We start from the raw sequence: 24,669 nt of genomic DNA, 5'->3' as shown, positions 1-24,669 counted from the left end.
GGCCTGAACAAGGGGATCGCCATGGCTTTGCCGGTTAAGGATCAGCTGAGATACTGGAGCATCGCCGCTGCGGTTTTCGTGTTGATCCTGTGGGCCCTTGGGGATGTCTTGCTGCCTTTTGTCATCGGCGGGGCCATTGCCTATTTCCTGGATCCGGTCGCTGACCGGCTGGAGCGGTTGAGCCTGTCGCGTATGGCCGCCACGGCAGTCATCACGGTCGTCGGTGTTCTGGGGTTTGTACTGGCAATTCTGATGGTAGTCCCTGCGCTGATCACCCAGTTGCTGGATCTTGTCGATGTACTGCCCGATCTGTTCAAACAGTTGCGCAGTTTCATAGAAAAACAGTTCCCGTCATTGCTTGACCGGGACTCAAGCACGCACGCGATGCTGGTGTCCTTTGGCGAAACGCTGAAATCCAAGACCGGCGACGTTATGCAGACGCTGCTGACCTCGCTGGGCTCCGCGATCAACATCGTTGTTCTGTTGGTCATTGTGCCGGTCGTTGCCGTTTACTTGCTGTTGGACTGGGATCGCATGACCGCCCGCATCGGAGAGCTGCTGCCACGTGACCACGCCCCCATCATCAGGCGGCTGGCCGGAGAGATCGACGCGGTTCTGGCCTCGTTCGTGCGCGGCATGGGAACGGTCTGCTTGATCCTTGGCAGCTATTACGCGGTCGCACTGATGCTTGCTGGCCTGCAATTCGGTCTGATTGTGGGCTTTATCGCGGGCTTGGTCACGTTCATTCCCTATCTGGGCGCCCTTATCGGAGGCTCGCTGGCCATCGGGCTTGCGCTGTTTCAGTTCTGGGGCGACTGGGCTCATATCGGGCTTATCGCGGGTATCTTTGCCATTGGGCAGGTCACCGAGGGCAATTTCCTGACACCCAAGCTGGTCGGCAGCTCTGTCGGGCTGCATCCAGTCTGGTTGCTGCTGGCCCTGTCGGTCTTTGGCGCGCTGTTCGGCTTCGTCGGCATGCTGATCGCTGTCCCGGTCGCCGCGGCATTGGGCGTGTTGGCCCGCTTTGCCACATCGCTATACCTCGACAGCAGATTGTACACTGGTCTTGAAGGTCTGGATCAGGAAACCGAGTAAATGGCCCGACAACTCAGCTTTGATCTGCCCGCCAAAACTGCGCTCGGGCGAGAGGATTTCTTTGTGTCACCGGCCAATGCGCTGGCGGTGGCAATGATCTCGGCCACGTCATGGCCCGGCAACAAGCTGGTACTGAGCGGGCCCTCCGGCGCGGGCAAAACCCATCTGGCCCATGTCTGGGCCGCTGAAACCGGCGGGCGTATCCTTCAGGCCAGAGACCTGCGATATGACGATGTGCCAGACCTGGCGCGTATGCCGATCGCGGTCGAAGACGTGCCTTTGATAGCCGGTGATCTCGAGCAGCAAAAAACGCTGTTCCACCTGCATAACCTTGTTCTGGCCGAGGGGCACCCCTTGCTGATGACCGGCCGTCTTGCACCAAAATTCTGGGAGTTGCCGCTGGCCGACCTGCAAAGCCGGGTCGAAGGTGCCCATCACGTCGCACTGGATCCGCCCGACGACGCATTGCTGGGCGCGGTTCTTGCCAAGCTGTTTGTCGACAGGCAGCTCAACCCCGGCCCCGATGTCATCGCCTATCTTGTCAAGCATATGGACCGGCGGTTTGAAAGCGCAGCCGACGTTGTATCCCAACTGGACCAACTGGCCCTGGCAGAAAAACGCGACATTACACGCGCGCTGGCCATTCGCGTACTGAACACGGCCCCGGATGAGGTCGAGACCAATGATTGACCCGCTGACGTCAATTTCGCATCCTCAAACAGGACAATCTGGAAGGCACATGGATCAGACCGTCGAAACCGATATCCCGGACTGGGGAACAATCGGAAAGCCCCTGTTTGACAAACCGGATGCACGGGCACTAGCCCGCGTCGGGGTTGTCGATGTCGGGTCGAACTCGGTCCGGATGGTCATTTTCGACGGGGCGGCGCGATCACCGGCCTATTTCTACAATGAAAAGGTCATGTGCGAACTGGGGGCGGGCCTGTCCGAAACCGGACGACTGAACCAGCGTGGCCGCGACCGCGCCCTGTCGGCCCTACGACGGTTCCAGCACCTGGCAATGGATCTGGATTTGCCCGGTTTGCATGTTGTGGCCACCGCTGCTGTGCGCGAAGCCTCGGATGGGCCCGAGTTCTGCGATCAGGTGCAGGCTGAAACCGGTTTGCAGGTGGCGATCATTGACGGTGACGAAGAAGCCCGCCTGTCGGCGCAGGGTGTCTTGTTGGGGTGGCCCGGAGCTTATGGACTGATCTGCGATATCGGCGGGTCGTCGATGGAATTGGCCGAAATCGGCGGTGGTCAGGTCGGCCGCCGCGTGACCTCGCCGCTTGGGCCGTTGAAACTGCGTGACATCAAAGGCGGGCGACGTGCGCGAAAAGCGCATATCAAGGAAACGATGGAGGATCTGCGCAATCAGATGGGTCAGCAGCGGGACCGTTTATTTCTGGTCGGCGGCAGCTGGCGTGCCTTTGCGCGGCTGGACATGCTGCGGCGGGGCTATCCGCTGAACGTGCTGCATGAATACCGCATGACCACCAAGCAGGTGCGCGAGACGATCAAATACATCGAAAAACACGATAGCGAAAAGCTGCGTGCTCAGGCGGGCGTGTCCAGCTCGCGCATGGCGCTTATCCCTTATGCGATGGATGTTCTGGCGCGGCTGATCCGCACGTTCAAACCCAAGGATATCGCCATCTCAAGCTATGGTATCCGCGAGGGCTTGTTGTATGAGCAGATGCCGCAGGAAGTGCGCGACCGCGACCCGCTGATCGAAGCCAGCCGGTTCTCGGAAGCAAAGGACGCCCGCCTGCCCGGATTTGGCAGCAATCTCTATGATTTTGTCATCCCGCTGTTCAGATCCGCACCGCCCAGCAGGGTGCGCCTGATCAAAGCGGCCTGCCTGCTGCATGATGTAAGCTGGCGCGCGCATCCCGATTATCGAGCCGAGGTGTGTTTCGACAACGTCACGCGCGCCAATCTTGGTGGCTTGAAGCACTCCGAGCGTGTCTTCATCGGATTGGCACTGCAACACCGCTATCGCAACAAGCGGGAAGGCAACCGGTTCTCTCGGCTTTACGAGTTGCTGGACGAAAATAGCCAGAAACAGGCCGAGATTCTGGGCAAGGCCATGCGCTTTGGCGCGATGCTGTGGATGCACAACGATGCCAATATGGGGCAGCTCAAGTTTTTCCCCAAGAAGCGAGAGCTGGAACTGTATCTGCCCGAAACCGCTGCCCCCCTGTTTAGCGAAGTGGCTGAAGCCCGGCTGAACGCTTTGGCAGCGGCGCTGAAATCTCAGACTCGCGTGATTGTCAAAGGCTGACTCTTGAGCGGGTCAGATATCCGTGGGTCCTTCGGGCACCTCGATATCTTGCTTTTCGGGCTGAGAAGGCTCTTGGGGCGGTTTTCTGCGGATAATGATATCGCCATTGGGCAGGATCTCGGGTGGTTCATAAACACTCCAGTCCTTGACCTCAGCCGCCAGTTCGGCAAGTGCCGGGCCCATCTGCTGCAAGAATGACTGCATTGCCGGGCCAAGCTCTTCCGCCAGACCCAGCAAGTTTTCCAATGCCGGTTCCATTTCCTTGCGCAGACCTTCGAAAAACAGTTCGGCCCCCTGCTCCATCAGGGATTTTTCATTGTCTTCCTGCGCCATCGCAGGCGCGGCAAGGAACATTGAGATCGTACCGATCAGCAAAATGCGTGTCATACCTGACATATAAGGCCCGTGTGGCGGGCTGGAAAGGTCACAGTTCAATATCCAGCGTGACCGGAAAATGATCAGAGGCCGTCAAAAGCGCCTGCCGCAATTCCTGTTCAGTCCAACAGGCGGCATCCTGAAACGGGTGCCAGATACGCCAGGACGGGCGATATGCTTGCAGGTCCGCGGTAATCATTATGTAATCCAGCAAAGCGTCCAGAAATTTGCCTTCCTCAGGACGGGCAAAGCGCGCAGTGGCAGGCACCGGGCCGGGCCGAAACCTGTAGGCTGTGACGGCGTTCGGATCGAACAATCCGGCTTGCAGCAACACCTCGACCGACGAGCGGCCAAAGAGGTGTTCAAACTCATCCAGCCCGGGGCCATCGTTCAGATCGCCCAGCAAAATGACAGGCTGTTTTTGCGCAACATGCCATTCGACGCGCCGTGCAAGCCAGATCGCTTGCGCCAGCTGCTTGCGGCGATTGGCAATCGAGATCCGGATCGCCTCGTCCCGCGATTCGGCACCGTGCGGTGCCTTGGATTTCAGATGTGCCCCGATCAGGCGGATGTTGTGCCCGGCTTGCGTCGTCACCGCCAGTTCCATCGGCGGTTTGGAGAACCGCACGACGTCCTCGGTCGCATCAATATCGAGGTCGATTTTGAACACGCCATCGAACCGGGGGGCTGCCGTATCTGCAATATCTCCCTTGGGGTCATGGCGAACACTCAGCACCGTTCTGTCATAGAGCAATGCCAGTTCCTGATGTGTGTCGTTTGCATAGCCCATCACTGCATCAGACGTGCGCAAGTCGAACGCTTCGGCAAAGGTTTGCAGGGCCCGAACCGTGTTCTGGCGTCTGCCGGTGTTGGGCGCCTCGACGATTACAATCGCATCAGCGTCAATTGCGGTCAGCACCTTGGCAATCGCTTCGACCTGCTGCGCTTTGGTGACGTCGTGCCTGCCAGACCAGCTGTCATCGACGATCAGCCTGTCTTTCTGGTCAAACAGATTGGCGAACCATTCGATATTATAAGTCGCCAGCCGCATCTGATCAGGCCCGCGCGCCGTTGATTTCATCCCAGGCACGATTGATGTCGATCATCTTTTTTTCGGCCAGCCGGATCGCCTCTTCGGGGACACCCCGGGCCATCATGGCGTCGGGGTGCGTTTCCCGAACCAGCTGCCGCCAGACCTTGCGAATATCGGGCAGCGGCATGTCATGCGGAACGCCCAGTACCGTATAAGGATCGTTTGGCGCATCGGGGACAAAACGCGCCCGCAGTGCTTTGAACTGCGCGTCGGTTTGTCCGAAGATCTGGCTGACATCTTCGAGAAATGCGTTTTCGTTCGGATGATAGAAACCGTCCGCCATCGCAATGTGAAAAAGCCCCTCCATCAAGTCACACAGGGTTGTGCTGTCTTCCGAGAACATGCGTGCGATCTTGCGCGCGTAGTCCTGATATCCCGCCACGTCCGTACGGGCCATGTTGAAGACTCGGGCTGCACCTTCCTCATCTTCGCGCGCAATCTGAAACACGTCGCGAAAGGCGGTGACCTCATCACGGGTCACCTGACCGTCTGCCTTAGCCATTTTGGCACCCAGTGCGATGACCGCAATCGTAAAGGCCACGGACCGCTCCGGTGGCGAGCGTAGTTTTTCAAAAACTGCGGTCAGGCTTTCGCCTTGGGCAAGCGCGCTCAGCGCATCGGATATGCGGGTCCAGATCGACATGACCGCACCCTAGCGTCACAATTCGGGACTGTCAGGTGCAACAGGTCATTCAGCACCAAGAATTTTCTGCATCAGCACAAGGTCCAGCCGCTGGCCGAACTTAAAGCCGACTTCGGGCATCACCCCGACTTTCGAATAGCCAAGTGCGGCATGAAACGCCTCAGCCCCCGGATTGGCCGAGGATATGCCCGCGACCAGAACATGAACGCCTTGGGATTGCGCGATTTCCTCCAGCTCTGACATCAACGCACGTCCCACCCCTTTGCCCCACGCATCCGGTGACAGCTGGATCGTATGTTCGCATGTTTGCGCATAACCGGGCCCGGTTCGGAAAGGGCCATATGTGGCAAAGCCGATAACGTGGCTGTCGTGCTCGGCAACCAGATAACCAGGCACGCGTGCCTTGATATCTTCGGCAATCTGGGCGGCGCTGCGCTCGTCCGTCGTGAAAGTGACCAAAGTGTCCCGGATGATCGCATTGGTGATCCGGGCAATGGCTGGTGCATCTGACGCTGTGGCCGGGCGAATGTTCATTCCAGCACCCGAAGCCCATGAGCTGTCTCGATCTCTGCCTGCAAAGCCGCGGGGCCGGTGTCGAACACCACATGATCCAGTTCACCCAGTTGACGGGCCAGTGTCAGGGCGTCGGGGTGATAGACAACCAGGCGTCGCAACCGGCACGCGCTGTCCTGCAACATGTTTGCTGGGTGCAGGTCGCCTTTCCATTCGATAAGGGCGGGAAACAGATTGTCGAACGGCAAGCGCCCCGTTGGCGGAACCGCCATGCGCCATTGCAACGCGCCGCGGGTCAGGTCGATGGGCTGTCCGGTACCATCTGGGAAGATCGACAGCGTGGCCTCGATATCCTCGACCCGGCATATCCAGTTCGTCAAACGCGGGCCGCCCTGAAATTTGTCCAGATCGAACCATCGCGGCCTGCCCGGAGGTTGCGCCTGCGGATCGATGGCAATCGCTTCGAGATAGAGCCCATCCCTGAGACCCAGCAGCCTGTTATGTGTCCCGAATTTTTCGTGTTTCCCACCGGGTTGCAGCGCAACGCCAAGCGCCTGTTCGATATGCGCAGACGCTTCTTCAAGCGTTTCGCCCGCGACGGCCAGATGATCGAGTAACATGCGCACCCTCCTGCGAAAAACGACCGGCCCCGAAGGGATCCGGTCGCATGTTTTCGCCATTGGCGCGGGATCACAAGAGCTTTCGTTGAAAGTCTTGCCTTGGGTCAGGGCCGTGCTTGGCGGATCAGGCGCAGAATGTCCTGAGCGGCCTCGGGAATGTTGGTGCCCGGACCAAAGATGGCTTTAACCCCGTGGTCATATAGGAACTGGTAATCCTGCTGCGGGATCACCCCGCCACAGATCACGATGATATCGTCGGCCCCTGCTTTCTTCAGCTCTTCCACCAGCTGCGGTGCCAGTGTTTTATGCCCCGCCGCCTGCGAGGAAATGCCGACCACATGCACGTCATTGTCCACCGCGTCCTGCGCGGCCTCGGCAGGTGTCTGGAACAGCGGGCCAACGTCCACATCAAAACCGATATCAGCAAAGGCCGTGGCGATAACCTTGGCACCGCGATCATGCCCGTCCTGCCCCATCTTGACCACCAGCAGACGGGGGCGGCGACCCTCGGCCTCGGCAAAGTCCTCGATGGATTTCTGGATCGCGGCAAAGCCTTCGTCGCCCTCATAAGCAGCGCCATAGACACCGGCCAGGGTTTTCACCTCGGCGCGGTGGCGGCCGAATTCTTTCTCCATTGCCATGCTGATCTCTCCTACGGATGCACGGGCGCGGGCGGCTTCGACCGCAGCGGCCAGCAGGTTTCCGCCCTCTTGGGCGGTCTTGGTCAGGGCGTCCAGCGCGGCTTGGCACGCGGCTTCATCACGGGTCGCGCGAATGCGTTCCAGCCGCGCCACCTGCGCCTCGCGAACGGCGACGTTGTCGACATCCAGAATGTCGATCGGGTCTTCCTGTTCCTTGCGGTATTTGTTGACGCCGACGATCACTTCGTCGCCCCGGTCAATCATGGCCTGACGGCGGGCTGCGCTTTCCTCGATGCGCAGCTTGGGCATACCCGAGGCAACGGCCTTGGTCATGCCACCCATTTCCTCGACCTCTTGCATCAGGGCCCAGGCTTTTTCGACCAGTTCATTGGTCAGGCTTTCGACATAGTAAGAACCGGCCAGCGGATCGACCACATCAGTCACACCGGTTTCTTCCTGAAGTACAAGCTGCGTGTTTCGCGCGATGCGGGCCGAGAAATCGGTGGGCAGCGCAATTGCCTCGTCCAGAGCATTTGTATGAAGCGACTGGGTGCCACCCAGAACTGCACTCATCGCTTCATAGGCGGTACGGATGACGTTGTTGTAAGGGTCTTGTTCCTGAAGCGAAACGCCGGAAGTTTGGCAATGGGTGCGTAGCATCTTTGAACGTTCGGACTTTGCCCCAAACTCGGTCATTACCCGGTGCCAGAGCGTGCGTGCGGCGCGCAGTTTGGCGATCTCCATGAAGAAATTCATGCCGATGGCGAAGAAGAACGACAAACGGCCCGCGAACTTGTCCACGTCCATTCCGGCCTCAGTCGCGGCACGGACGTATTCGCGCCCATCGGCCAGCGTATAGGCCAGTTCCTGAACAAGGTTCGCCCCGGCCTCTTGCATGTGATAGCCCGAGATCGAGATCGAGTTGAACTTGGGCATCTCATTCGACGTGTATTCGATGATGTCCGAGATGATCTTCATCGACGGTTCAGGCGGGTAGATATAGGTGTTGCGCACCATGAATTCTTTCAGAATGTCGTTCTGAATGGTGCCGGAAAGGACAGACTTGTCGTGACCCTGTTCTTCACCCGCAACGATGAAACTTGCCAGGATCGGAACAACCGCGCCATTCATGGTCATCGAGACCGAGACCTTGTCCAGCGGGATGCCGTCAAACAGGATCTTCATATCCTCGACACTGTCGATCGCAACGCCTGCCTTACCGACATCGCCAACAACGCGCGGGTGATCACTGTCATAGCCGCGATGTGTCGCCAGATCGAAGGCAACCGAAACGCCTTGCTGGCCTGCTGCCAAGTTGCGTCGGTAAAACGCGTTCGACTCCTCGGCGGTTGAGAAACCCGCATATTGGCGGATCGTCCACGGACGCCCGGCATACATCGTGGCCTTGACACCACGGGTAAACGGTCCAAATCCCGGCAAAGACCCCATATGAGGCAGATCGGCGGTGTCTTCCTGGGTGTAAAGCGGTTTGACCGCGATACCTTCCAGCGTTTCCTTGGTCAGGTCGTCCAACGGACGTCCGCGCAGCTCTTTCTCGGCAAGCGCTTTCCAGTCCTTCGTGTCGGTCATTTCGATTTCCTCTCGTCAATACGGATGGCGGTCGCTGAAAGCGTCCGCGCCAAAGTCCTGCACTTGGCCTGTTCATTCAGGTGCAAGCGCGAAAATGTGGTCACCCGGCGCAAATCGCCGGTCGCAATCGCGGGCACAGGGGCTATATTCGAAAGAACAGGAGGCCACATGACACGCACGCTTGCCTTTGTTTTCTCGGCACTAATCCCTCTGGCTGCCCTAGCGGCAGACGGAACCGCGCCGTCTGATGACAGTTTTGTCCGCCCGGTGGGTGAAAGTGAACTCAGCGAGTTCTTGTGGGTCAAACGCCCCATCGTGGTTTTTGCTGACACGCCTGCCGATCCGCGGTTCCAGCAGCAGATCGATATGCTTGTCGCAGAAGAAGCAGCCATGCGCGACCGCGATGTCATCGTGCTAACAGACACGGACCCGTCTGCCCGGTCCCCGATCCGGACCAAACTGCGGCCGCGTGGTTTCCAGATGGTGTTCGTCGACAAGGACGGTGTGGTCAAATTGCGCAAACCCAGCCCGTGGAGCGTGCGTGAGATTGGCAGATCTATCGACAAGACCCCCCTGCGCGAACGCGAGATTCGCGACCGGCGCGAAGGGGGCTGAATGCTTTCGCCACACCTAATGGCCCCGGCGCGATGCGCCGGGAACGTTGGAATGTATATCGAAAGCGCCAACATGGTCACTCGAACTCGATGATCACGTCGTCCACAGCAAGGCTGTCACCGGGGCCTGCATTGACTTTGGCCACCACGCCCCTCTTTTCGGCACGCAGGATGTTTTCCATCTTCATCGCCTCAATCGTGCAAAGCGCCTGACCTTCCTGCACTTCCTGCCCCACTTCGACATCGACCTTCACGACTAGGCCCGGCATTGGGCAGAGCAGCAACTTCGAGGTATCAGGCGGCAGTTTTTCCGGCATCAGTTTGGCCAGTTCCGCCTGCCGTGGGCGGCGCACATGCACTTTCATGTCAGCGCCCCGGTTGCGAACACGGAACCCGCCCGAGACCTTGCCGATTTTCAGAACCAGCGGGCTGCCATCCACGTCCAGAACCGCCAGCTGATCGCCCGGCGTCCAGTCCGAGGCGACACGCAGGGACGGTCCGTCCTCAAACTTGACCGTTGACCCCTCTTTGTCGGCGTTGACCTGCACGGCGAACTCCTGACCCTGCAATGTCACAACCCAGCGCTTGCCTACTTTGCGTTCGTGATTGTCCATCCGCCCCGACACGCGAGTGCGCCGGATTTCGGCGACGCGGTGCATGGCCGCGCAGGAAGCAGCAATCCGGCGCAGATCAGCTTCGGGCAGCGTGACGCCCTCGAACCCGTCTGGGTATTCTTCAGCGATAAAGGCCGTTGTCATGTCACCGCTGACAAACTTTGGGTGATCCATCACTGCCGACAGGAACGGCAGGTTGTGACCGATGCCTTCCACTTCGAAACTGTCCAGCGCCACGCGCATCGCCTCGATAGCTTTTTCGCGGGACGGCGCCCAGGTGCAGAGTTTGGCGATCATCGGGTCGTAATACATGCTGATCTCGCCGCCTTCGTAGACGCCGGTATCGTTGCGCACGGCGGTTTCGCCTTCTGGTGCTTCACCCTGCCATTTGCCGTTGACCAGCAACGGACCAGCCGCGGTTTCCTGCGGCGGGCGATACCGGGTCAGACGACCGATCGACGGCAGGAAGTTGCGATACGGGTCTTCCGCATACAGACGGTTTTCAATCGCCCAGCCGGTCAGGGTCACGTCATCCTGCGTTATCGAAAGCTTTTCACCCGCTGCGACACGGATCATCTGCTCGACCAGATCGACGCCGGTGATCAGTTCCGTAACAGGGTGTTCCACCTGCAGGCGCGTGTTCATTTCGAGGAAGTAGAAGTTCTTGTCTCCGTCCACGATGAACTCGACCGTACCTGCACTTGCGTAGTTCACGGCCTTGGCCAGAGCGACAGCCTGTGCACCCATCGCCTTGCGGGTTTCGGGATCAAGGAAGGGTGACGGCGCCTCTTCCACCACTTTCTGATTCCGGCGCTGGATCGAGCATTCACGCTCACCCAGGTAAATGCCATTTCCGTGACTGTCGCACAGAACCTGAATTTCGATATGGCGCGGCTGAGTTACGAATTTTTCGATGAAGATCCGGTCATCTCCGAACGAGTTTGCGGCTTCGTTCTTGGACGACTGAAAGCCTTCGCGTGCCTCTTCATCGCTCCACGCGATGCGCATGCCCTTACCACCGCCACCGGCGCTGGCCTTGATCATGACCGGATAACCGATTTCGTTCGAGATCTTGACCGCCTCGTCCGCGTCCTCGATCAGCCCCATGTAACCCGGAACCGTCGAAACTCCGGCCTCCTGTGCGATCTTCTTCGAAGTGATCTTGTCGCCCATGCTTTCGATTGCACCAACAGGGGGACCGACAAAGGCGACACCTTCGGCCTCGAGCGCCTCGGCGAACTTCGAATTTTCCGACAGGAAGCCATAGCCGGGATGAACCGCCTGCGCGCCGCTTTTGCGGATGGCATCCATGACCTTGTCGATCACAATGTAGGACTGGTTCGCCGGGGGCGGACCGATATGCACGGCTTGGTCGGCCATCGACACATGCAACGCGTTCTTGTCCGCGTCCGAATAAATGGCAACGGTGCCGATACCCATCTTGCGGGCGGTCTTGATGACCCGGCAGGCGATCTCGCCCCGATTGGCGATCAGGATCTTATTGAACATGAAACGTCCTTTGGCTTGGTGTTCCGGAAACGCAAAACGCCGCCGCAGGGAACGATCCCCACGACGGCGTGATGCGCGATGATGGCTGAGGCGCCAGGCGCCCCGAAAGATTTGCGTTAGTTACAGGTGTTCTGCGTCTTGCAGTACAGCACGTTGCCCGCTGCGCCGACAGCCGCGCCAAACAGCGGGTCGGCATTGAGGACCGCGGCCCCCACAGCCCCGGCACCGCCGCCGAGGATTGCCTGTTCGCCCGTGGTGTCACCGCACGCGGCCAGACCAGCACAGGTCGCCGCAACAAGGATGAGTTTCGAGAATCGCATTGTGTCTGCCCTTTTAGGTTTCTTGGTTCGTTTAGGGCCAGATGCGCGAAATGCGGCTTGTTATTCAATATCAATGGGGTTGCAGGCAGGTTTTGTGCGGGATTTCGCCACTTTTTGGCTGCGCGGCCCACAAAGAAAAACGCGGACAGGTCTATGTGGGGAACACAAGCCTGCCCGCGCAAGGAAGGGGTACGGAATAGTAGGTGCATGTGCGGCGCAGGCAAAGTAGAGCCGCACGGCCCATTCAGATTGCACGGCACAATCCGTTGGGCAAACACAGTATTGTTTCCCAAGGGCAACTCGGCTGGTTTCTGCCCAAGCCGCAACATGGCGCGCAACTTCGTGCCGACAGCATTCATGGGAATTACCAGCGCGATAGACCCGTTCACCGTCACAGTTTCGTGACGAAAGGGGCCGCTTCCGATGTTTTCTGCGACTGCAACATCACGAATCGCCGCTACTGCACAGGCGAAGGAATTCCCTCGCAGCAGTGCGTTAGATGACAGGTTCAAGACGCCGTGATTCAAGAAGCCGAAAAAGGCACATTTTCTTGAGAAATCAGACGGTTCTATTCTCTTTCTCGTGATTTCCAAAGATTTCTGCTGCGTGAAACGGTCCTTGGGCACACTCGCACTCAAAGGAACACCCACATGACTATGACTAGAAAAAAGGCACTCCTGCTCGCTGCCTCTGCGCTCAGTGTGACTGGCACGTTTGCTTTCGCTCAGGACGCCCAGACCCAGGCTGAACTCGACGCTTTGCGCGCACGGATCGAGGCGCTGGAAGCCGGCAAAAGCAGCCCCGCCAACGGAGATTTCCGCATCGGCAACACCGTTCTGGACATTTACGGATACGTGAAGGCCGATTTCTTTTATGACTTCGACTACGATCAGGGGGATACAGCGTTCGTGAATGTTATCGGCGAACCCTCGACCGCGACCGACGGCACCTTCGGGGCAACCGTTCGCCAATCTCGGATCGGACTGCGTACCACCACCCCAAGCGGGATCGGTGACATTGGCGGACAGCTTGAGCTTGACCTGTTCGGTTCCGGTGGCACGGCTGAATTGCGCATACGCCATGCCAACATCACCATTGGCGACCAGTTCCTGATCGGTCAGTATTGGACAAACTTCCAACCATTGGACACCTACCCGACCACCGTCGAATTCAACGGCCCGGTGGGTATCGCATTCGCCCGTGTCCCGCAGTTGAGATACACTGGGCAGCTTGGCAGCAATGCACAGTTTGCGGTCTCGATCGAAGAGAACGTGAGCGGGTCGAATTCCGATGATCCCGTCCTGACGGCCTCGGCGGAGTATAACGACGGCACATATATTGCCCGTGGAGCCGTTTTGTACGGCAAAGCCAATTCCGGCAATGTCGAAGTGGATCAGACGGGCTTTACGTTGTCGGGCGGCATTCGCCCCTGGCAAGGTGGATTGTTCCAGGTCAACTACGTCACTGGTGAGGCGCTTGGGCCATACCTGATCGGTCTCGGCGATGCCATTATCGGAGGACAGGCCAACGATGTGGATGGCTATACCGTGGAATTCAGGCAGGACCTCAGCCCGAAGTTGAACGTTGGCATTTCCTATGGTCGCGAGAGTTATGATCTGCCGACCTCGACCGGCACCCTGTCCTTCACCGAGCTGGAAACGATCCATGTCAACGCGTTCTACAAGGCGACAGACAGTCTGACACTCAGCGCCGAGTATATCTATGGCGAGCGGAACGACGCGCCCACCGGCAGAACCTTTGATGGCAGCCGTGTTCAGCTTGCGGCGCAGTTGAACTTCTGAGACCACACACAAATCCTGCCCGGTTTCGGGCAGGATCTTCCCGAAACCGGCAGTGATTGGCTTATGTACGGCGGCGAATATCACAATCAGTCCATCCCGTCGATGATGTCCGGGAAGGATGCGCGCGCAGCATCTACGTCGATGACAAGCAAGGCATCATAGCTGGCCGGATCAAAGGGGTCTTCTGCCGGAATGACTTCGCGCCCGAACAGCCAGCTCAAACGCCCGGCATCCAGATTGCCCCGTTCGAACGGCTGGTCACCGAAATGGGTCCAAAGGGCTTCCATGAACGCAATATCAGCGCGCTTGTCCGCAGGTTTACGATCCCGAAACCGCTCCCGCCGCGTTAACGGTGTAACGCCCTTTGGGTTGGCGCGACGAATGGTGAACTGAAAGTCTGTGCCTGAAAGGCGACCGGGAAAACCACGATGCTTCAGCATGAAAGGCCCCCTTGTGTCATACTTGCAGACAAAAGCAATTCGAGCCCGAAACGGGATGGGTTCATGATGCGCACCTCCAAAGCCGCACAGTTGGTTTGAGATGCTTTGTACTCATGGAATCTTGCGGTCATGGTCAAAGCCCCTCCCAGATACACTGGGACTGCTCCAGCCGGTAGGCCTCAAAAAACTGGGTCGCATCAGGGGCGGCATCACCAAACTCAACCGGGCGATCGGACAAAGAGATCACGACCCGCGCCGGCTGCAATTCATGCTGCGCGACATATGGAACGGCCAGAATCTGGCACAGGTGCTCCATATCCTTCGACGCCACATCATACCCGATCCGCCCCACTGACGCGCCTATTCTGGGCGCGATGAAGCGAAAGCGCAGCCAAAGCTCGCCAGGATTGTTGTCCAGCAGGACATCGCTCAGTTGCACTGGCTGGCCCGACGGCACCGGCAGCAACGTATCGGTGTCCGCAAAAGCTGGATGGCTGAAGGTGAGAGCAATCAGACAAATGGCGCGGCCCCGGACCCACCAGCGGCGAGCTCCTCCTTCCGGGGTCGCGCGCGCAGTACGATTGGTCTGCGCGGTTCTATGTCTGACGGGTCGGATCATTCTACTATTTGCCGGTTTTTGTCAATTCCGCCTCAATTTGAGGGGGTTTCAGCCTCGGAGCCGCTGTGACGGTCAAAGATTGAGCGGGGCAGATCACCCCGCCCCCAGAAGGATCACAGCGGGATATTGTCGTGCTTTTTCCACGGGTTTTTCAGTTGTTTGCCGCGCAAGCTGGCAAATGCCCGGGACACACGTCGGCGGGTCGAATGCGGCATGATCACCTCATCGATGAAGCCGCGCTCGGCTGCCACGAAGGGATTTGCAAATCGGTCTTCGTAATCCTTAGTGCGAGACGCAATCTTGTCCGCATTGTCCAGATCGGCGCGATGAATGATCTCGGTCGCCCCTTTGGCCCCCATGACCGCGATTTCGGCGGTGGGCCAGGCATAGTTGAAATCACCGCGCAAATGCTTGGAGGCCATAACGTCATAAGCACCGCCATAAGCCTTTCGGGTAATCACCGTAACCTTCGGAACGGTCGCCTCACCATAAGCAAAGAGCAACTTGGCCCCATGCTTAATGACACCGCCATATTCCTGGCTTGTTCCCGGAAGGAAGCCAGGAACGTCGACCAGTGTCAGGATCGGGATTTCGAAACAGTCACAGAAGCGTACAAAGCGCGCAGCCTTACGTGACGAGTCGATATCCAGACACCCGGCCAGCACCATCGGCTGATTTGCGACGACGCCAACGGTCTGACCTTCCAACCGGATGAACCCGGTAATGATGTTCTTGGCAAAATCTTCCTGAATTTCATAGAAATCGCCTTCATCCGCTACTTTGGCGATGAGTTCCTTCATGTCGTAGGGGGTGTTCGGATTCTCTGGGATAAGAGTGTCCAGCGAAGCCTCGATCCGGCCGGGTTCGTCAAAGAACGGGCGCACGGGCGGCTTTTCGCGGTTGTTGAGGGGCAGGAAGTCCACCAGGCGCCGCACCTCGGCCAAAGCTTCGACGTCGTTTTCGAACGCGCCATCAGCGACCGAGGATTTCTTGGTATGGGTCGAAGCCCCGCCCAGTTCCTCGGCAGTCACCACTTCGTTAGTTACGGTCTTCACCACATCCGGGCCAGTCACGAACATGTAAGAGGTGTCTTTGACCATGAAGATAAAGTCGGTCATCGCCGGGCTATACACTGCACCACCGGCACAGGGGCCCATGATTACACTGATCTGCGGCACCACGCCCGAAGCCATAATGTTGCGCTGGAACACTTCGGCATAACCTGCCAGCGAAGCCACACCTTCCTGAATGCGCGCGCCGCCCGAATCGTTGATGCCAATCACTGGCGCACCGTTCTGCACCGCCATGTCCATAATCTTGCAGATCTTCTGAGCATGGGTTTCTGACAGCGATCCGCCAAAGACGGTAAAATCCTGGCTGAATACATAAACCATGCGCCCGTTGATCGTGCCCCAGCCGGTGACGACACCGTCACCCGCAGGCTTTTGTTTTTCCATCCCGAAATCGGTGCAGCGGTGGCTGACGAACATGTCAAACTCTTCAAAGCTGCCCTCGTCCAGCAGCAGTTCGATCCGTTCACGCGCGGTCAGCTTGCCGCGTGCGTGCTGGGCATCGATCCGTTTCTGCCCACCCCCCAGACGTGCGTTATCACGACGGGCTTCCAATTCGGAAAGAATGTCTTTCATGACGACTATCCCCTTATTAATTTGCCGGGACCCTACCTGCTTGGGCCGCTCATCCAAAGCTATTTTCGGCAAATTTGCAAAATTTCAGCAACAGTAATTTGGATAACTGCAAAACTGCGAAATTTCACGAGTAATTCTGCGAATGACTGGCAATCCGAAAATCCACGGCTATACATGTGAACCATGCAGTTCAGCTCTGACGCGGTCCACCGGACACCACCCACATTGGCGACGCTTGTTTTACTCTCGGGCCTGTCCGCCCTGAGCGTGAACCTGTTTCTGCCCAGCCTGCCAAACATGGCCGAGTATTTCGAAACCGATTACAAGGTCATGCAGCTGTCGATTGCGCTTTATCTGCTGATCAATGCCATTCTGCAAATTCTCATAGGTCCAATAGCGGATCAGGCAGGTAGACGACCGGTTTTGCTTTGGGGCCTAGGCCTGTTCCTGATGGCAACCCTGGGATGCATCTTTGCCCCCAATGCTACGGTTTTTCTGGCGTTCAGGATGTGTCAGGCGGTTGTGGTCGTCGGTATGGTTCTCAGCCGCGCTGCGGTGCGGGATATGTACGATCAGGATCAAGCTGCTTCGATGATCGGTTATGTGACGATGGGCATGGCCGTGGTTCCAATGATTGGCCCTGCCATCGGCGGCTTGCTGGAAGTGAGTTTTGGTTGGAAAGCGAATTTCTGGCTGCCCTTTGCCGTAGGTCTGCTGACTTTGGCACTGACCTATTCGGACTTTGGGGAAACATCAGCAAAAAGCGGTAAAACGCTTGTCCAGCAATTCAAGGAATACCCCGAACTTCTAACCTCGCCACGGTTCTGGGGGTACTCACTGGCTTGCGCCTTCTCTTCGGGTTCGTTTTTCGCCTACCTCGGCGGCGCACCGTTCATTGGCACAGAACTGTTCGGCTTGAGCGCGGCACAGGTTGGCATTTATTTTGGCGCACCTGCGGTTGGGTATTTTGTAGGTAACTTTATGAGTGGGCGGTTTTCAGTACGGTTCGGCGTGAACCGTATGGTGCTGTGGGGAAGCCTGTTCAATGCGTTTGGCGTCGCTGTATCGGCATTGCTGTTTTTAGCGGACCGCGGAACCGCACTTAGTTTCTTTGGGTTCATGACATTTGTGGGCGTCGGCAATGGCATGGTCATCCCCAACGCAACCTCGGGCGCGCTATCAGTGCGCCCTCACCTGGCTGCAACCGCCTCGGGCCTGAGTGGCGCCATCATGTTAGGCGGCGGCGCCGGGCTGAGCGCGCTGGCAGGTGCCTTGCTGACGCGTGAAACCGGCGCGATGCCGCTGCTTTGGCTGATGCTGGCAACAGCCGTTCTGGCGATCGTCGCAATTTCAACTGTCGTACGAAGAGAACGGCAATTGGGGCTGTAACCGCTTGCTCCAATTATTTTGCAAAGTTATCCTCGGCAATTGGAAAACTTGCAAAGGCACCCTATGGCCACCCAAAAGCTCTATGCGGGCGCGAAACTGCGCGAAATGCGTACGCGCCTGACTCTGACGCAGCGCGAATTTGCCGCCAAACTGGGCGTTTCACTGCCCTACCTGAACCAGATGGAGAACAACAACCGGCCGATCTCGACCACGGTTGTGCTGGCTCTGGCGCAGGAATTCGGAATGGATGTTACCGAACTCAGCACCGGCGACAGCGAACGTCTTGTTTCAGACATGCGCGAGGCGCTGGCCGATCCTGTTTTTTCGGACATTCAGCCCCCACTGGCCGATCTGCGCCTGACAGCTTCCAACGCCCCGGCTCTGGCGCGGGCGTTTATCGAATTGCATAAAACCTATCGGCAGACACATGAACGCCTTGCCTCGCTGGACGAGGCTTTGGGACGCGAAGATGCGCGCATTCAGGCCAGCCCGTGGGAAGAAGTGCGCGATTTCTTCCACTACTGCGACAACTACATCGACGCCGTGGACAGGGCTGCGGAACTGTTTGCCAACCGCGCCGACGGCCCCGGCGGTATCCGGCAAGCCGCCCTGAGCAGCCTTTCAGAGCGTGGAATTCAGGTGGTTTTTTCAGATACAGGCCCCTTGCGCGTTTATGATGTCGACAGCAAAATTTTGCGCCTGTCCTCCCGTGCTGCGCCGCAGACGCAAGTGTTCCAACTTCTGTTGCAGGTTGCGCTGATCAGTCAGGACCAGTTGCTGGAGGCGACGCTGGATTTCGCCAAATTCCAAAGCGACGAAGCCCGCGCCATCGCCAAGATCGGACTTGCCAACTATTTCGCTGGTGCCTCTCTGATGCCTTATACCGCGTTTTTGACCGCCGCTCAGGAAGAGCGTCACGATCTGGAGCTGCTCAGCAACCGTTTCGGGGCGTCGGTCGAGCAGGTTGCACATCGGCTGTCGACACTACAGCGTCCCGGCGCCAAGGGTATCCCGTTCTTCTTCGTCCGGGTTGATCAGGCCGGTACGATCACCAAGCGGCACTCGGCCACACGCCTGCAATTTGCGCGCTTTGGTGGGGCCTGCCCGCTTTGGAACGTGCATCGGGCCTTTGAAACGCCCGGGCATTTCCTGCGGCAACTGGCGGAAACGCCTGATGGTGTTCGCTATATTTCGCTGGCGCGGGATGTCTCAAAATCTGGGGGCTCGTTTGGCGCACCGGTCAGACGATACGCCATAGCGCTGGGATGCGAGGTCCGTCATGCCCCGGCTCTTGTTTATGCTGATAACCTCGACATCAACAATGCCAGCGCCTACGAGCCTATCGGTATTTCCTGCCGCATCTGCGAGCGGCAAACCTGCCACCAGCGTTCGGTCCCGCCGCTGGAACGCCGTCTGAGCATCGACACCCATATTCGCGGCACCCTGCCCTATGAAGTGACTTGATCTTAGTCTGATTTATTATCCCACCGGTGTAGCGTCTCTGGTCACGACGGGGGCAGAGCCCCCGTCACTATGTTTAAGCCTTGGACAGGATCGCCCAAATCTCATCCTTCAGCGCCGCGCGCTTTTTGCGCAGGTCAACCTCAGCCAGTTCTTCCATGGGCTCGACATTGGTTTCGGCGCGGTGAACTTCGCGGTTGACCTCATGATATTCATCGGCCAGCCGCGCAAAATGCGCATCCGTTTGCTTGAGCTGGCTCATCAGTTCAACTTTGTCCGGAAACTCTTCGGCCAGTTCATGCGGGGTGTGAGACATTTCTGTTCGCTCCTTCATATGTCGTTGCAAATCAGTGATAGAAGCGTGACCGGGCTTTCGCTTTGACCGGGATCAACTACCCGCAATAATCCCGCGAGTTTCAATACAACACCACGCGCCATCCTGCCGTGCAGAGGGCAAGTTGTTCTGAAACGTGGCTCAGGCTTATCTGGACAAGAACACTGAACTTTTTGCTAATATACCCCCGGCAAGCGCCGAAAATTTACGCATTCAACCGGGGGCAGTTCAGAAGGATTAACGCTGCGCGGTTGCCCAGCCCGGGTGAATCCACGGGCGGTCATTGGCCTTGGGCAACGGGTCTTTGCCCAGCAGGGAATCCGATACTTTCTCGCCCACCATGATCGAGGGCGCGTTGAGATTGCCGTTGGTGATCTGCGGGAAAATCGAACTGTCCGCGACGCGCAGCCCGTCCACACCGATGACGCGACCCTCGGGATCGACCACCGCACCTTTGTCATCCGCACGCCCCATCCGGCAGGTGCCGCAGGGGTGATAGGCGCTTTCGGCATGTTCCGCGATAAAGGCGTTCAGCTCTTCATCCGTTTGCACAGAGGCACCTGGTTGAATTTCCTTACCGGCGTAAGGTTTGAACGCATCCTGCCCAAAGATTTCACGGGTCAGTCGGATACAGGTGCGGAAATCCTCCCAATCCTCTTCGTGGCTCATGTAGTTGAACTTTATCACCGGTGCGTCTTCAGCCCTGTCCGACCGCAGCGTGACTGCACCCCGCGAGGGCGAGCGCATCGGGCCGACATGCGCCTGGAATCCGTGCCCTTCAGCCGCAGCCTGCCCATCATAGCGGACCGCAATTGGCAGGAAGTGATACTGGATGTCAGGGTATTCCACCCCCGGTTTCGACCGGATAAAGGCTGCGCTCTCGAATTGGTTCGACGCCCCCAGCCCCTTTTTTGTAAACAGCCACTGCGCCCCGATCAGGCCCTTGCTGAACAGGTTCCAGTGTTTGTAAAGCGTAATGGGTTGCAGCGAGGCCTGCTGAATATACAGCTCCAGATGGTCCTGAAGGTTCGCACCCACCCCCGGACGATCTGCAACAACGTCGATCCCATGTTCTGCCAGATGCGCGCCCGGTCCGATACCGGACAGCATCAGCAGCTTGGGCGAGTTGATCGAGGACGCAGCCAGAATGACCTCGCGCCGGGCCTTGATGATCTCTTTCTTGCCGCCACGGATCAATTCCACGCCAGTGGCGCGACCGTTTTCCATGACAACCCGAGACGCAAGTCCCCGCACGATATCGCAATTGTCGCGTTTTAGCGCTGGCTTCAGATATGCATTCGCCGCTGACCAGCGCCGCCCTTTCCAGACGGTCTGCTCCATCGGGCCAAAGCCTTCCTGCTTTTCGCCGTTATAGTCGCCGGTGACCTCGTATCCCGCCTGCTGACCCGCATCGACAAAGGCCTGAAACAGTGGGTTCGCACGTGGGCCGCGCGATACGTGCAACGGGCCGTTGGTTCCGCGCCAGGCCGGATCGCCGCCATGACCACCGTCATGCCATGTCTCCATGCGTTTGTAATAGGGCAGCACATCCGCATAGGACCAGCCGTCGGCCCCCATCTCGGCCCAAGTGTCGAAATCGCGTGCGTGACCGCGTACATAAACCATGCCGTTGATCGACGATGACCCGCCGATCACCTTGCCGCGCGGGCAGGCCAGACGGCGGTTGTTCAGATGCGGTTCGGGCTCGGACTGATATCCCCAGTCATAGCGCGACATGTTCATCGGATAGCTGAGCGCGGCGGGCATCTGGATAAACGGCCCCAAGTCGGTACCACCGTGCTCGATCACCAGAACCGAGGCCCCACCTTCGCTCAGACGATATGCCATTGCGCAGCCTGCGGACCCTGCGCCAACGATGACAAAATCTGCTTCCATATTCACAACTCCCCGCCCGCCGGGAAAAACGCCTCCGGCGGGAGTATTTTCAAAAAGACGAAGAGATTACTCGCCGCGTGGGAACCGGGCGTTTTCCTCGACGATGTTCAGATCCATATGATTGCGCATGTAGCGTTCGGACGCTTTTTGCAGCGGCTGATAATCCCATGGGTAATATCCGCCCTGCCGCAGTGCCTCGTACACGACCCAGCGTCGCGCCTGACTGGCGCGGACATCCGCGTCGAAGCGCTCCAAATCCCAGCGGGCCTCGGACTTTGCCCGCAGGGTTTGCAGCGTGCCCGCATGTTCGGGACTGTCTGCCAGATTGGTCAGCTCATGCGGGTCTGCCTCAAGATCAAACAGTTGATCCGGGTCCAGCGCGCATCGATTGTATTTCCACTTGCCATAGCGCAGCGACACCAGCGGCGCGTAAGATGCCTCAGCCGCGTATTCCATGGCCACAGGCGCGGTTCGCGTGCCACCTTGCGCCAATGGCACCAGGTTTTCGCCGTCCGTCCATGGTGCGATTTCGTCCATGTCAACGCCTGCCAGAGCCCCGAGCGTGGGTGTTACGTCGATGGTGGAAACCGGCGTATCGATCCGCCCCGCAGGCAAATCCGGGGACGATATCATCAAAGGTACGCGCGCCGAGCCTTCGTAGAAGTTCATTTTGAACCAGAGGCCACGTTCACCCAGCATGTCACCGTGATCCGAGACGAACAGGATGATCGCCTCTTGCCGTGTCGTTTCCAGCACTTCGAGGATTTCACCGATCTTGTCATCGAGATATGTGATGTTGGCGAAATAGGCACGGCGGGACTTGCGAATGTCTTCCTCGGTGATGTCGAAGCTGCGCCAGTCATTGGCATCGAAGATCCGCTTGGCGTGAGAATCCTGGTTTTCATAGCCGATATCAGCGATTTCGGGCAGCAGGTGCGCGCAATCTTCATAGAGGTCCCAGTATTTGCGACGGGCGACATAGGGATCATGCGGATGGGTGAAGCTGACCGTCACGCACCATGGGCGGTCATCCTTGCCGCGCGCAAGGTCATAGAGTTTGGCCTTTGCGTTATAGGCGACCTCGTCATCATACTCCATCTGGTTGGAAATCTCGGCAACACCCGCGCCGGTCACCGATCCCATGTTGTGATACCACCAGTCGATCCGCTCGCCCGGTTTGCGGTAATCCGGTGTCCAGCCAAAATCGGCCGGGTAGATATCAGTTGTCAGGCGATCCTCAAACCCGTGCATCTGGTCCGGGCCGACAAAGTGCATTTTGCCTGACAGACAGGTGTAATACCCGGCCCTGCGCAAATGGTGTGCGTAAGTTGGGATATCGCTGCGGAACTCAGCCGCGTTGTCGTAGACGCCGGTGCGTGAGGGCAATTGACCGGACATGAAGCTGGCCCGCCCCGGCGCACAAAGCGGCGACGCAGTATAAGCGTTGGCAAAACGGGTCGACCGTTCCGCCAGTTTCTTCAGGTTCGGAGCGTGAAGCCAGTCAGCGGGACCGTCGGGAAAGAGGGTTCCGTTCAGCTGATCCACCATCAGGATCAGAATGTTTGGTTTTGTCATTTTTCAGCCTCGAGCAGAGTATCGAGCACGCGCATTGCGTGGTTCACGGCCAGTTGCGGTTCTTCCGGGGCGCTGAGCGCTGCGCGAATATAGAGCCCATCAATCAAAGCAATCATGTTTTCAGCAGCTTCGACCGGATCCTGCATCCTGGGGCGCAGGGCATGGATCAAATTCGACCTGATGCGCGCCTGATAGATCTGCCACAAACGCAGCGCGTCATTGTTGGTCTGCGCCAACACATAAAAGGTCATCCAGGCGGCAGTCACGTCAGGTGTGAAACACGAAGGGGCAAAACAGGCGTGGATAATCGCCTCTGCCCGGTTGCCCGGTTTGGCCGCTTTCAACTGGGCCCTGGCTTCGTCGCTGAAGTCGGCGAGGATCTGACGCATTGCGGCCAAAAATATCTGATCCTTTCCGCCAAAATAATGGTGTGCCAATGCGCTGGACATGCCTGCGCGTTTGGCAATCTGGCTGACGGTTACATCCAGGGATTTCTTGACACCCAGTTCAGCAATCGTCGCTCGAACAATCGCGTCCTTGCGGATCGGCTCCATTCCAACTTTTGGCATCGCTTTCCCCATACAGGTGTCATGCGACCAAGCTAGGATGTTTTTATTGACTCGTCAATCAATGTAAGCGCAGAGATGTCACTTCATAGCTTCGGCGCAATACTGGGAGGCGTCAAGTCCCGACGGTTCAACATGAACTCGCGCCATGAGATGAAGCTTACAGCGCCCAGTATCAGGGTTCCGCCAGCCACAACCCAAAGGTCAACGCTTTCGTGGAAGATCGCAGCACCCACAAGCGTGGCCCAGATCAACTGCAGGAATGTGACGGGTTGTGTGACGGCCACAGGCGCGGCCTGCAACGCCAATGTCATGAAATAATGCCCTGCGGTCGCAAAGCTGGCCACCAGAAACAGAACCCCGAGTTCTTGCATACTGGGCCGGGTCCAGACGGCAACCGCAAAGGGGATCAAGGCGATGGTTACCCAGACGGACAGGTGCGCCACGACAACCGAAGGCGGCACGTCGCGGACAAGAAGCTTGGCCAGCAAATAGGACCCGCTTAGCATCAGGGCCGTTCCGAGCATGGCAAGGTGACCTTGTGAAACCTCGCGAAACCCGGGGCGCAGGATGACCAGCACGCCCACCGAGGCGACCAGAATGGCGGCGACCCTGCGAAAAGCCAGCTTCTCGCCCAGAAACAGGGCTGCGCCCAAGGTGACATAAACCGGCGTCATGTAGTTCATGGCAGTGACTTCGGCCAAGGGAATTTGTGTCATGGCGAAGAACCAGAGCATGACAGCAATCGCGTGTACGACACCGCGTAAACCGAACAATGTCAGCAGGCGGGGTGTCAGCCGGGTCGCCATGATCGACCGCAAGGCCGGTAACAGAAACACCAATCCCAGCGCATAACGCAGAAATGCGGCCTGGATCGGGTTCATCGTCGTGCCCAGAGATTTGACCAAAGCGGTCATCACAACAAAGGACAGCCCGGCGGTAAACATCCAGAACATACCGGCAAGCGGGCGCGACGAAACGGCTAACGATGTCATGGCTTAGGTTGAACACCGAAACCCTGTCGGGAACA

At 58.1% G+C, this 24,669-nt stretch carries 23 protein-coding genes; 7 read left to right on the top strand and 16 right to left on the bottom strand.

What is annotated here, in order from left to right:
• The first annotated feature begins 21 nt into the window (after positions 1 to 21).
• Genes ACR0BK_RS05960 through ACR0BK_RS05950 form a run of 3 tightly spaced genes read left to right on the top strand, consistent with a single transcriptional unit; the run spans position 22 to position 3,379 of the window.
• The gene (locus ACR0BK_RS05960; RefSeq protein WP_480554055.1) at positions 22 to 1,095 is read left to right on the top strand and encodes an AI-2E family transporter; all 1,074 of its coding nucleotides are present in this window, start codon (positions 22 to 24) and stop codon (positions 1,093 to 1,095) included.
• On the top strand, positions 1,096 to 1,785 hold the full coding sequence (locus ACR0BK_RS05955; protein WP_480516230.1) for an HdaA/DnaA family protein: 690 nt from the start codon (positions 1,096 to 1,098) through the stop codon (positions 1,783 to 1,785).
• Between the two features lie 49 nt (positions 1,786 to 1,834).
• On the top strand, positions 1,835 to 3,379 hold the full coding sequence (locus tag ACR0BK_RS05950) for a Ppx/GppA family phosphatase (protein ID WP_480554054.1): 1,545 nt from the start codon (positions 1,835 to 1,837) through the stop codon (positions 3,377 to 3,379).
• Positions 3,380 to 3,391: 12 nt separating this feature from the next.
• On the opposite strand, the gene ACR0BK_RS05945 is transcribed toward ACR0BK_RS05950, so the two are convergent.
• The 6 genes from ACR0BK_RS05945 to scpA form a co-directional block, all read right to left on the bottom strand.
• On the bottom strand, positions 3,392 to 3,766 hold the full coding sequence (locus ACR0BK_RS05945; protein ID WP_480554053.1) for a hypothetical protein: 375 nt from the start codon (positions 3,764 to 3,766) through the stop codon (positions 3,392 to 3,394).
• Between the two features lie 37 nt (positions 3,767 to 3,803).
• Positions 3,804 to 4,805 (bottom strand): endonuclease/exonuclease/phosphatase family protein, encoded by a 1,002-nt coding sequence (locus ACR0BK_RS05940; protein WP_480554142.1) that lies wholly within the window; start codon positions 4,803 to 4,805, stop codon positions 3,804 to 3,806.
• Positions 4,806 to 4,809: 4 nt separating this feature from the next.
• Positions 4,810 to 5,490, bottom strand: coding sequence for a molecular chaperone DjiA (locus ACR0BK_RS05935; RefSeq protein ID WP_209597848.1), 681 nt, complete (start codon positions 5,488 to 5,490; stop codon positions 4,810 to 4,812).
• A gap of 45 nt (positions 5,491 to 5,535) precedes the next feature.
• Complete coding sequence (locus tag ACR0BK_RS05930; protein ID WP_480516224.1) at positions 5,536 to 6,024, bottom strand: N-acetyltransferase family protein; 489 nt, start codon at positions 6,022 to 6,024, stop codon at positions 5,536 to 5,538.
• Entirely contained in the window at positions 6,021 to 6,623 is a 603-nt protein-coding gene (locus ACR0BK_RS05925; RefSeq protein WP_480554052.1) for a VOC family protein, read from the bottom strand. Before ACR0BK_RS05925 ends, ACR0BK_RS05930 begins: the two co-directional genes overlap by 4 nt.
• 104 nt (positions 6,624 to 6,727) lie before the next feature.
• Positions 6,728 to 8,854 carry a methylmalonyl-CoA mutase gene (gene scpA / locus ACR0BK_RS05920; protein ID WP_480554051.1) on the bottom strand — a complete coding sequence of 709 codons (2,127 nt, stop codon included), beginning with the start codon at positions 8,852 to 8,854 and terminating at the stop codon, positions 6,728 to 6,730.
• Between the two features lie 168 nt (positions 8,855 to 9,022).
• Here scpA and ACR0BK_RS05915 point away from each other — a divergent pair, with 168 nt between their 5' ends.
• A complete protein-coding gene (locus ACR0BK_RS05915) occupies positions 9,023 to 9,469 on the top strand; it encodes a DUF4174 domain-containing protein (protein WP_480475841.1) in 447 nt (148 codons plus the stop codon).
• Between the two features lie 76 nt (positions 9,470 to 9,545).
• On the opposite strand, the gene ACR0BK_RS05910 is transcribed toward ACR0BK_RS05915, so the two are convergent.
• A complete protein-coding gene (locus ACR0BK_RS05910; protein ID WP_480554050.1) occupies positions 9,546 to 11,591 on the bottom strand; it encodes an ATP-binding protein in 2,046 nt (681 codons plus the stop codon).
• A gap of 116 nt (positions 11,592 to 11,707) precedes the next feature.
• On the bottom strand, positions 11,708 to 11,911 hold the full coding sequence (locus ACR0BK_RS05905; protein ID WP_480475837.1) for a hypothetical protein: 204 nt from the start codon (positions 11,909 to 11,911) through the stop codon (positions 11,708 to 11,710).
• A gap of 650 nt (positions 11,912 to 12,561) precedes the next feature.
• Between ACR0BK_RS05905 and ACR0BK_RS05900 the strand changes: the two genes are divergently transcribed.
• On the top strand, positions 12,562 to 13,713 hold the full coding sequence (locus ACR0BK_RS05900; RefSeq protein WP_480554049.1) for a DcaP family trimeric outer membrane transporter: 1,152 nt from the start codon (positions 12,562 to 12,564) through the stop codon (positions 13,711 to 13,713).
• A gap of 86 nt (positions 13,714 to 13,799) precedes the next feature.
• On the opposite strand, the gene ACR0BK_RS05895 is transcribed toward ACR0BK_RS05900, so the two are convergent.
• From ACR0BK_RS05895 to ACR0BK_RS05885, 3 genes are all read right to left on the bottom strand, one after another.
• Positions 13,800 to 14,153 carry a hypothetical protein gene (locus ACR0BK_RS05895; RefSeq protein ID WP_480475833.1) on the bottom strand — a complete coding sequence of 118 codons (354 nt, stop codon included), beginning with the start codon at positions 14,151 to 14,153 and terminating at the stop codon, positions 13,800 to 13,802.
• Positions 14,154 to 14,286: 133 nt separating this feature from the next.
• Complete coding sequence (locus ACR0BK_RS05890) at positions 14,287 to 14,772, bottom strand: DUF6497 family protein (protein WP_480554048.1); 486 nt, start codon at positions 14,770 to 14,772, stop codon at positions 14,287 to 14,289.
• 113 nt (positions 14,773 to 14,885) lie between these two features.
• Positions 14,886 to 16,418 (bottom strand): acyl-CoA carboxylase subunit beta, encoded by a 1,533-nt coding sequence (locus ACR0BK_RS05885; protein ID WP_480554047.1) that lies wholly within the window; start codon positions 16,416 to 16,418, stop codon positions 14,886 to 14,888.
• 183 nt (positions 16,419 to 16,601) lie between these two features.
• On the opposite strand from ACR0BK_RS05885, the gene ACR0BK_RS05880 reads away from it, so the two are divergent.
• Positions 16,602 to 17,807: a multidrug effflux MFS transporter gene (locus tag ACR0BK_RS05880; protein WP_480554046.1), complete on the top strand. Its 1,206-nt coding sequence runs from the start codon at positions 16,602 to 16,604 to the stop codon at positions 17,805 to 17,807.
• A gap of 63 nt (positions 17,808 to 17,870) precedes the next feature.
• Positions 17,871 to 19,271 (top strand): helix-turn-helix domain-containing protein, encoded by a 1,401-nt coding sequence (locus ACR0BK_RS05875; protein ID WP_480554045.1) that lies wholly within the window; start codon positions 17,871 to 17,873, stop codon positions 19,269 to 19,271.
• A gap of 73 nt (positions 19,272 to 19,344) precedes the next feature.
• On the opposite strand, the gene ACR0BK_RS05870 is transcribed toward ACR0BK_RS05875, so the two are convergent.
• The 5 genes from ACR0BK_RS05870 to ACR0BK_RS05850 all read right to left on the bottom strand — a co-directional run bounded on the left by ACR0BK_RS05870 (position 19,345) and on the right by ACR0BK_RS05850 (position 24,634).
• Entirely contained in the window at positions 19,345 to 19,584 is a 240-nt protein-coding gene (locus ACR0BK_RS05870; protein WP_480475823.1) for an HP1242/YdcH family protein, read from the bottom strand.
• A 255-nt stretch (positions 19,585 to 19,839) separates the two neighbouring features.
• Positions 19,840 to 21,498: a choline dehydrogenase gene (gene betA, locus ACR0BK_RS05865; RefSeq protein ID WP_480554044.1), complete on the bottom strand. Its 1,659-nt coding sequence runs from the start codon at positions 21,496 to 21,498 to the stop codon at positions 19,840 to 19,842.
• Between the two features lie 66 nt (positions 21,499 to 21,564).
• On the bottom strand, positions 21,565 to 23,073 hold the full coding sequence (gene betC / locus ACR0BK_RS05860) for a choline-sulfatase (RefSeq protein ID WP_480516210.1): 1,509 nt from the start codon (positions 23,071 to 23,073) through the stop codon (positions 21,565 to 21,567).
• The gene (gene betI, locus ACR0BK_RS05855; protein ID WP_480554043.1) at positions 23,070 to 23,642 is read right to left on the bottom strand and encodes a choline-binding transcriptional repressor BetI; all 573 of its coding nucleotides are present in this window, start codon (positions 23,640 to 23,642) and stop codon (positions 23,070 to 23,072) included. The genes betC and betI overlap by 4 nt, the downstream gene beginning before the upstream one ends.
• Positions 23,643 to 23,725: 83 nt before the next feature.
• Positions 23,726 to 24,634, bottom strand: a complete 909-nt coding sequence (locus tag ACR0BK_RS05850; RefSeq protein ID WP_480554042.1) for a DMT family transporter — start codon at positions 24,632 to 24,634, stop codon at positions 23,726 to 23,728.
• Between the last annotated feature and the right edge of the window lie 35 nt (positions 24,635 to 24,669).

It is taken from the genome of Ruegeria sp. AF1 (assembly GCF_056542125.1).
The sequence above is the reverse complement of the archived record's forward strand: the minus strand, read 5'-3'. Positions and strand labels throughout refer to the sequence as shown.

Coding starts and splice junctions, on each gene's coding strand:
- ACR0BK_RS05870 (WP_480475823.1), bottom strand. CDS start 19,584: ATGTCTCACACCCCGCATGAACTGGCCGAAGAGTTTCCGGACAAAGTT.
- ACR0BK_RS05875 (WP_480554045.1), top strand. CDS start 17,871: ATGGCCACCCAAAAGCTCTATGCGGGCGCGAAACTGCGCGAAATGCGT.
- betA (WP_480554044.1), bottom strand. CDS start 21,498: ATGGAAGCAGATTTTGTCATCGTTGGCGCAGGGTCCGCAGGCTGCGCA.
- ACR0BK_RS05915 (WP_480475841.1), top strand. CDS start 9,023: ATGACACGCACGCTTGCCTTTGTTTTCTCGGCACTAATCCCTCTGGCT.
- ACR0BK_RS05945 (WP_480554053.1), bottom strand. CDS start 3,766: ATGACACGCATTTTGCTGATCGGTACGATCTCAATGTTCCTTGCCGCG.
- ACR0BK_RS05880 (WP_480554046.1), top strand. CDS start 16,602: ATGCAGTTCAGCTCTGACGCGGTCCACCGGACACCACCCACATTGGCG.
- ACR0BK_RS05850 (WP_480554042.1), bottom strand. CDS start 24,634: ATGACATCGTTAGCCGTTTCGTCGCGCCCGCTTGCCGGTATGTTCTGG.
- ACR0BK_RS05885 (WP_480554047.1), bottom strand. CDS start 16,418: ATGAAAGACATTCTTTCCGAATTGGAAGCCCGTCGTGATAACGCACGT.
- betC (WP_480516210.1), bottom strand. CDS start 23,073: ATGACAAAACCAAACATTCTGATCCTGATGGTGGATCAGCTGAACGGA.
- ACR0BK_RS05900 (WP_480554049.1), top strand. CDS start 12,562: ATGACTATGACTAGAAAAAAGGCACTCCTGCTCGCTGCCTCTGCGCTC.
- ACR0BK_RS05890 (WP_480554048.1), bottom strand. CDS start 14,772: ATGATCCGACCCGTCAGACATAGAACCGCGCAGACCAATCGTACTGCG.
- ACR0BK_RS05950 (WP_480554054.1), top strand. CDS start 1,835: ATGGATCAGACCGTCGAAACCGATATCCCGGACTGGGGAACAATCGGA.
- ACR0BK_RS05925 (WP_480554052.1), bottom strand. CDS start 6,623: ATGTTACTCGATCATCTGGCCGTCGCGGGCGAAACGCTTGAAGAAGCG.
- ACR0BK_RS05905 (WP_480475837.1), bottom strand. CDS start 11,911: ATGCGATTCTCGAAACTCATCCTTGTTGCGGCGACCTGTGCTGGTCTG.
- ACR0BK_RS05960 (WP_480554055.1), top strand. CDS start 22: ATGGCTTTGCCGGTTAAGGATCAGCTGAGATACTGGAGCATCGCCGCT.
- scpA (WP_480554051.1), bottom strand. CDS start 8,854: ATGACCGACACGAAGGACTGGAAAGCGCTTGCCGAGAAAGAGCTGCGC.
- ACR0BK_RS05955 (WP_480516230.1), top strand. CDS start 1,096: ATGGCCCGACAACTCAGCTTTGATCTGCCCGCCAAAACTGCGCTCGGG.
- ACR0BK_RS05895 (WP_480475833.1), bottom strand. CDS start 14,153: ATGCTGAAGCATCGTGGTTTTCCCGGTCGCCTTTCAGGCACAGACTTT.
- ACR0BK_RS05910 (WP_480554050.1), bottom strand. CDS start 11,591: ATGTTCAATAAGATCCTGATCGCCAATCGGGGCGAGATCGCCTGCCGG.
- ACR0BK_RS05940 (WP_480554142.1), bottom strand. CDS start 4,805: ATGCGGCTGGCGACTTATAATATCGAATGGTTCGCCAATCTGTTTGAC.
- ACR0BK_RS05935 (WP_209597848.1), bottom strand. CDS start 5,490: ATGTCGATCTGGACCCGCATATCCGATGCGCTGAGCGCGCTTGCCCAA.
- ACR0BK_RS05930 (WP_480516224.1), bottom strand. CDS start 6,024: ATGAACATTCGCCCGGCCACAGCGTCAGATGCACCAGCCATTGCCCGG.
- betI (WP_480554043.1), bottom strand. CDS start 23,642: ATGCCAAAAGTTGGAATGGAGCCGATCCGCAAGGACGCGATTGTTCGA.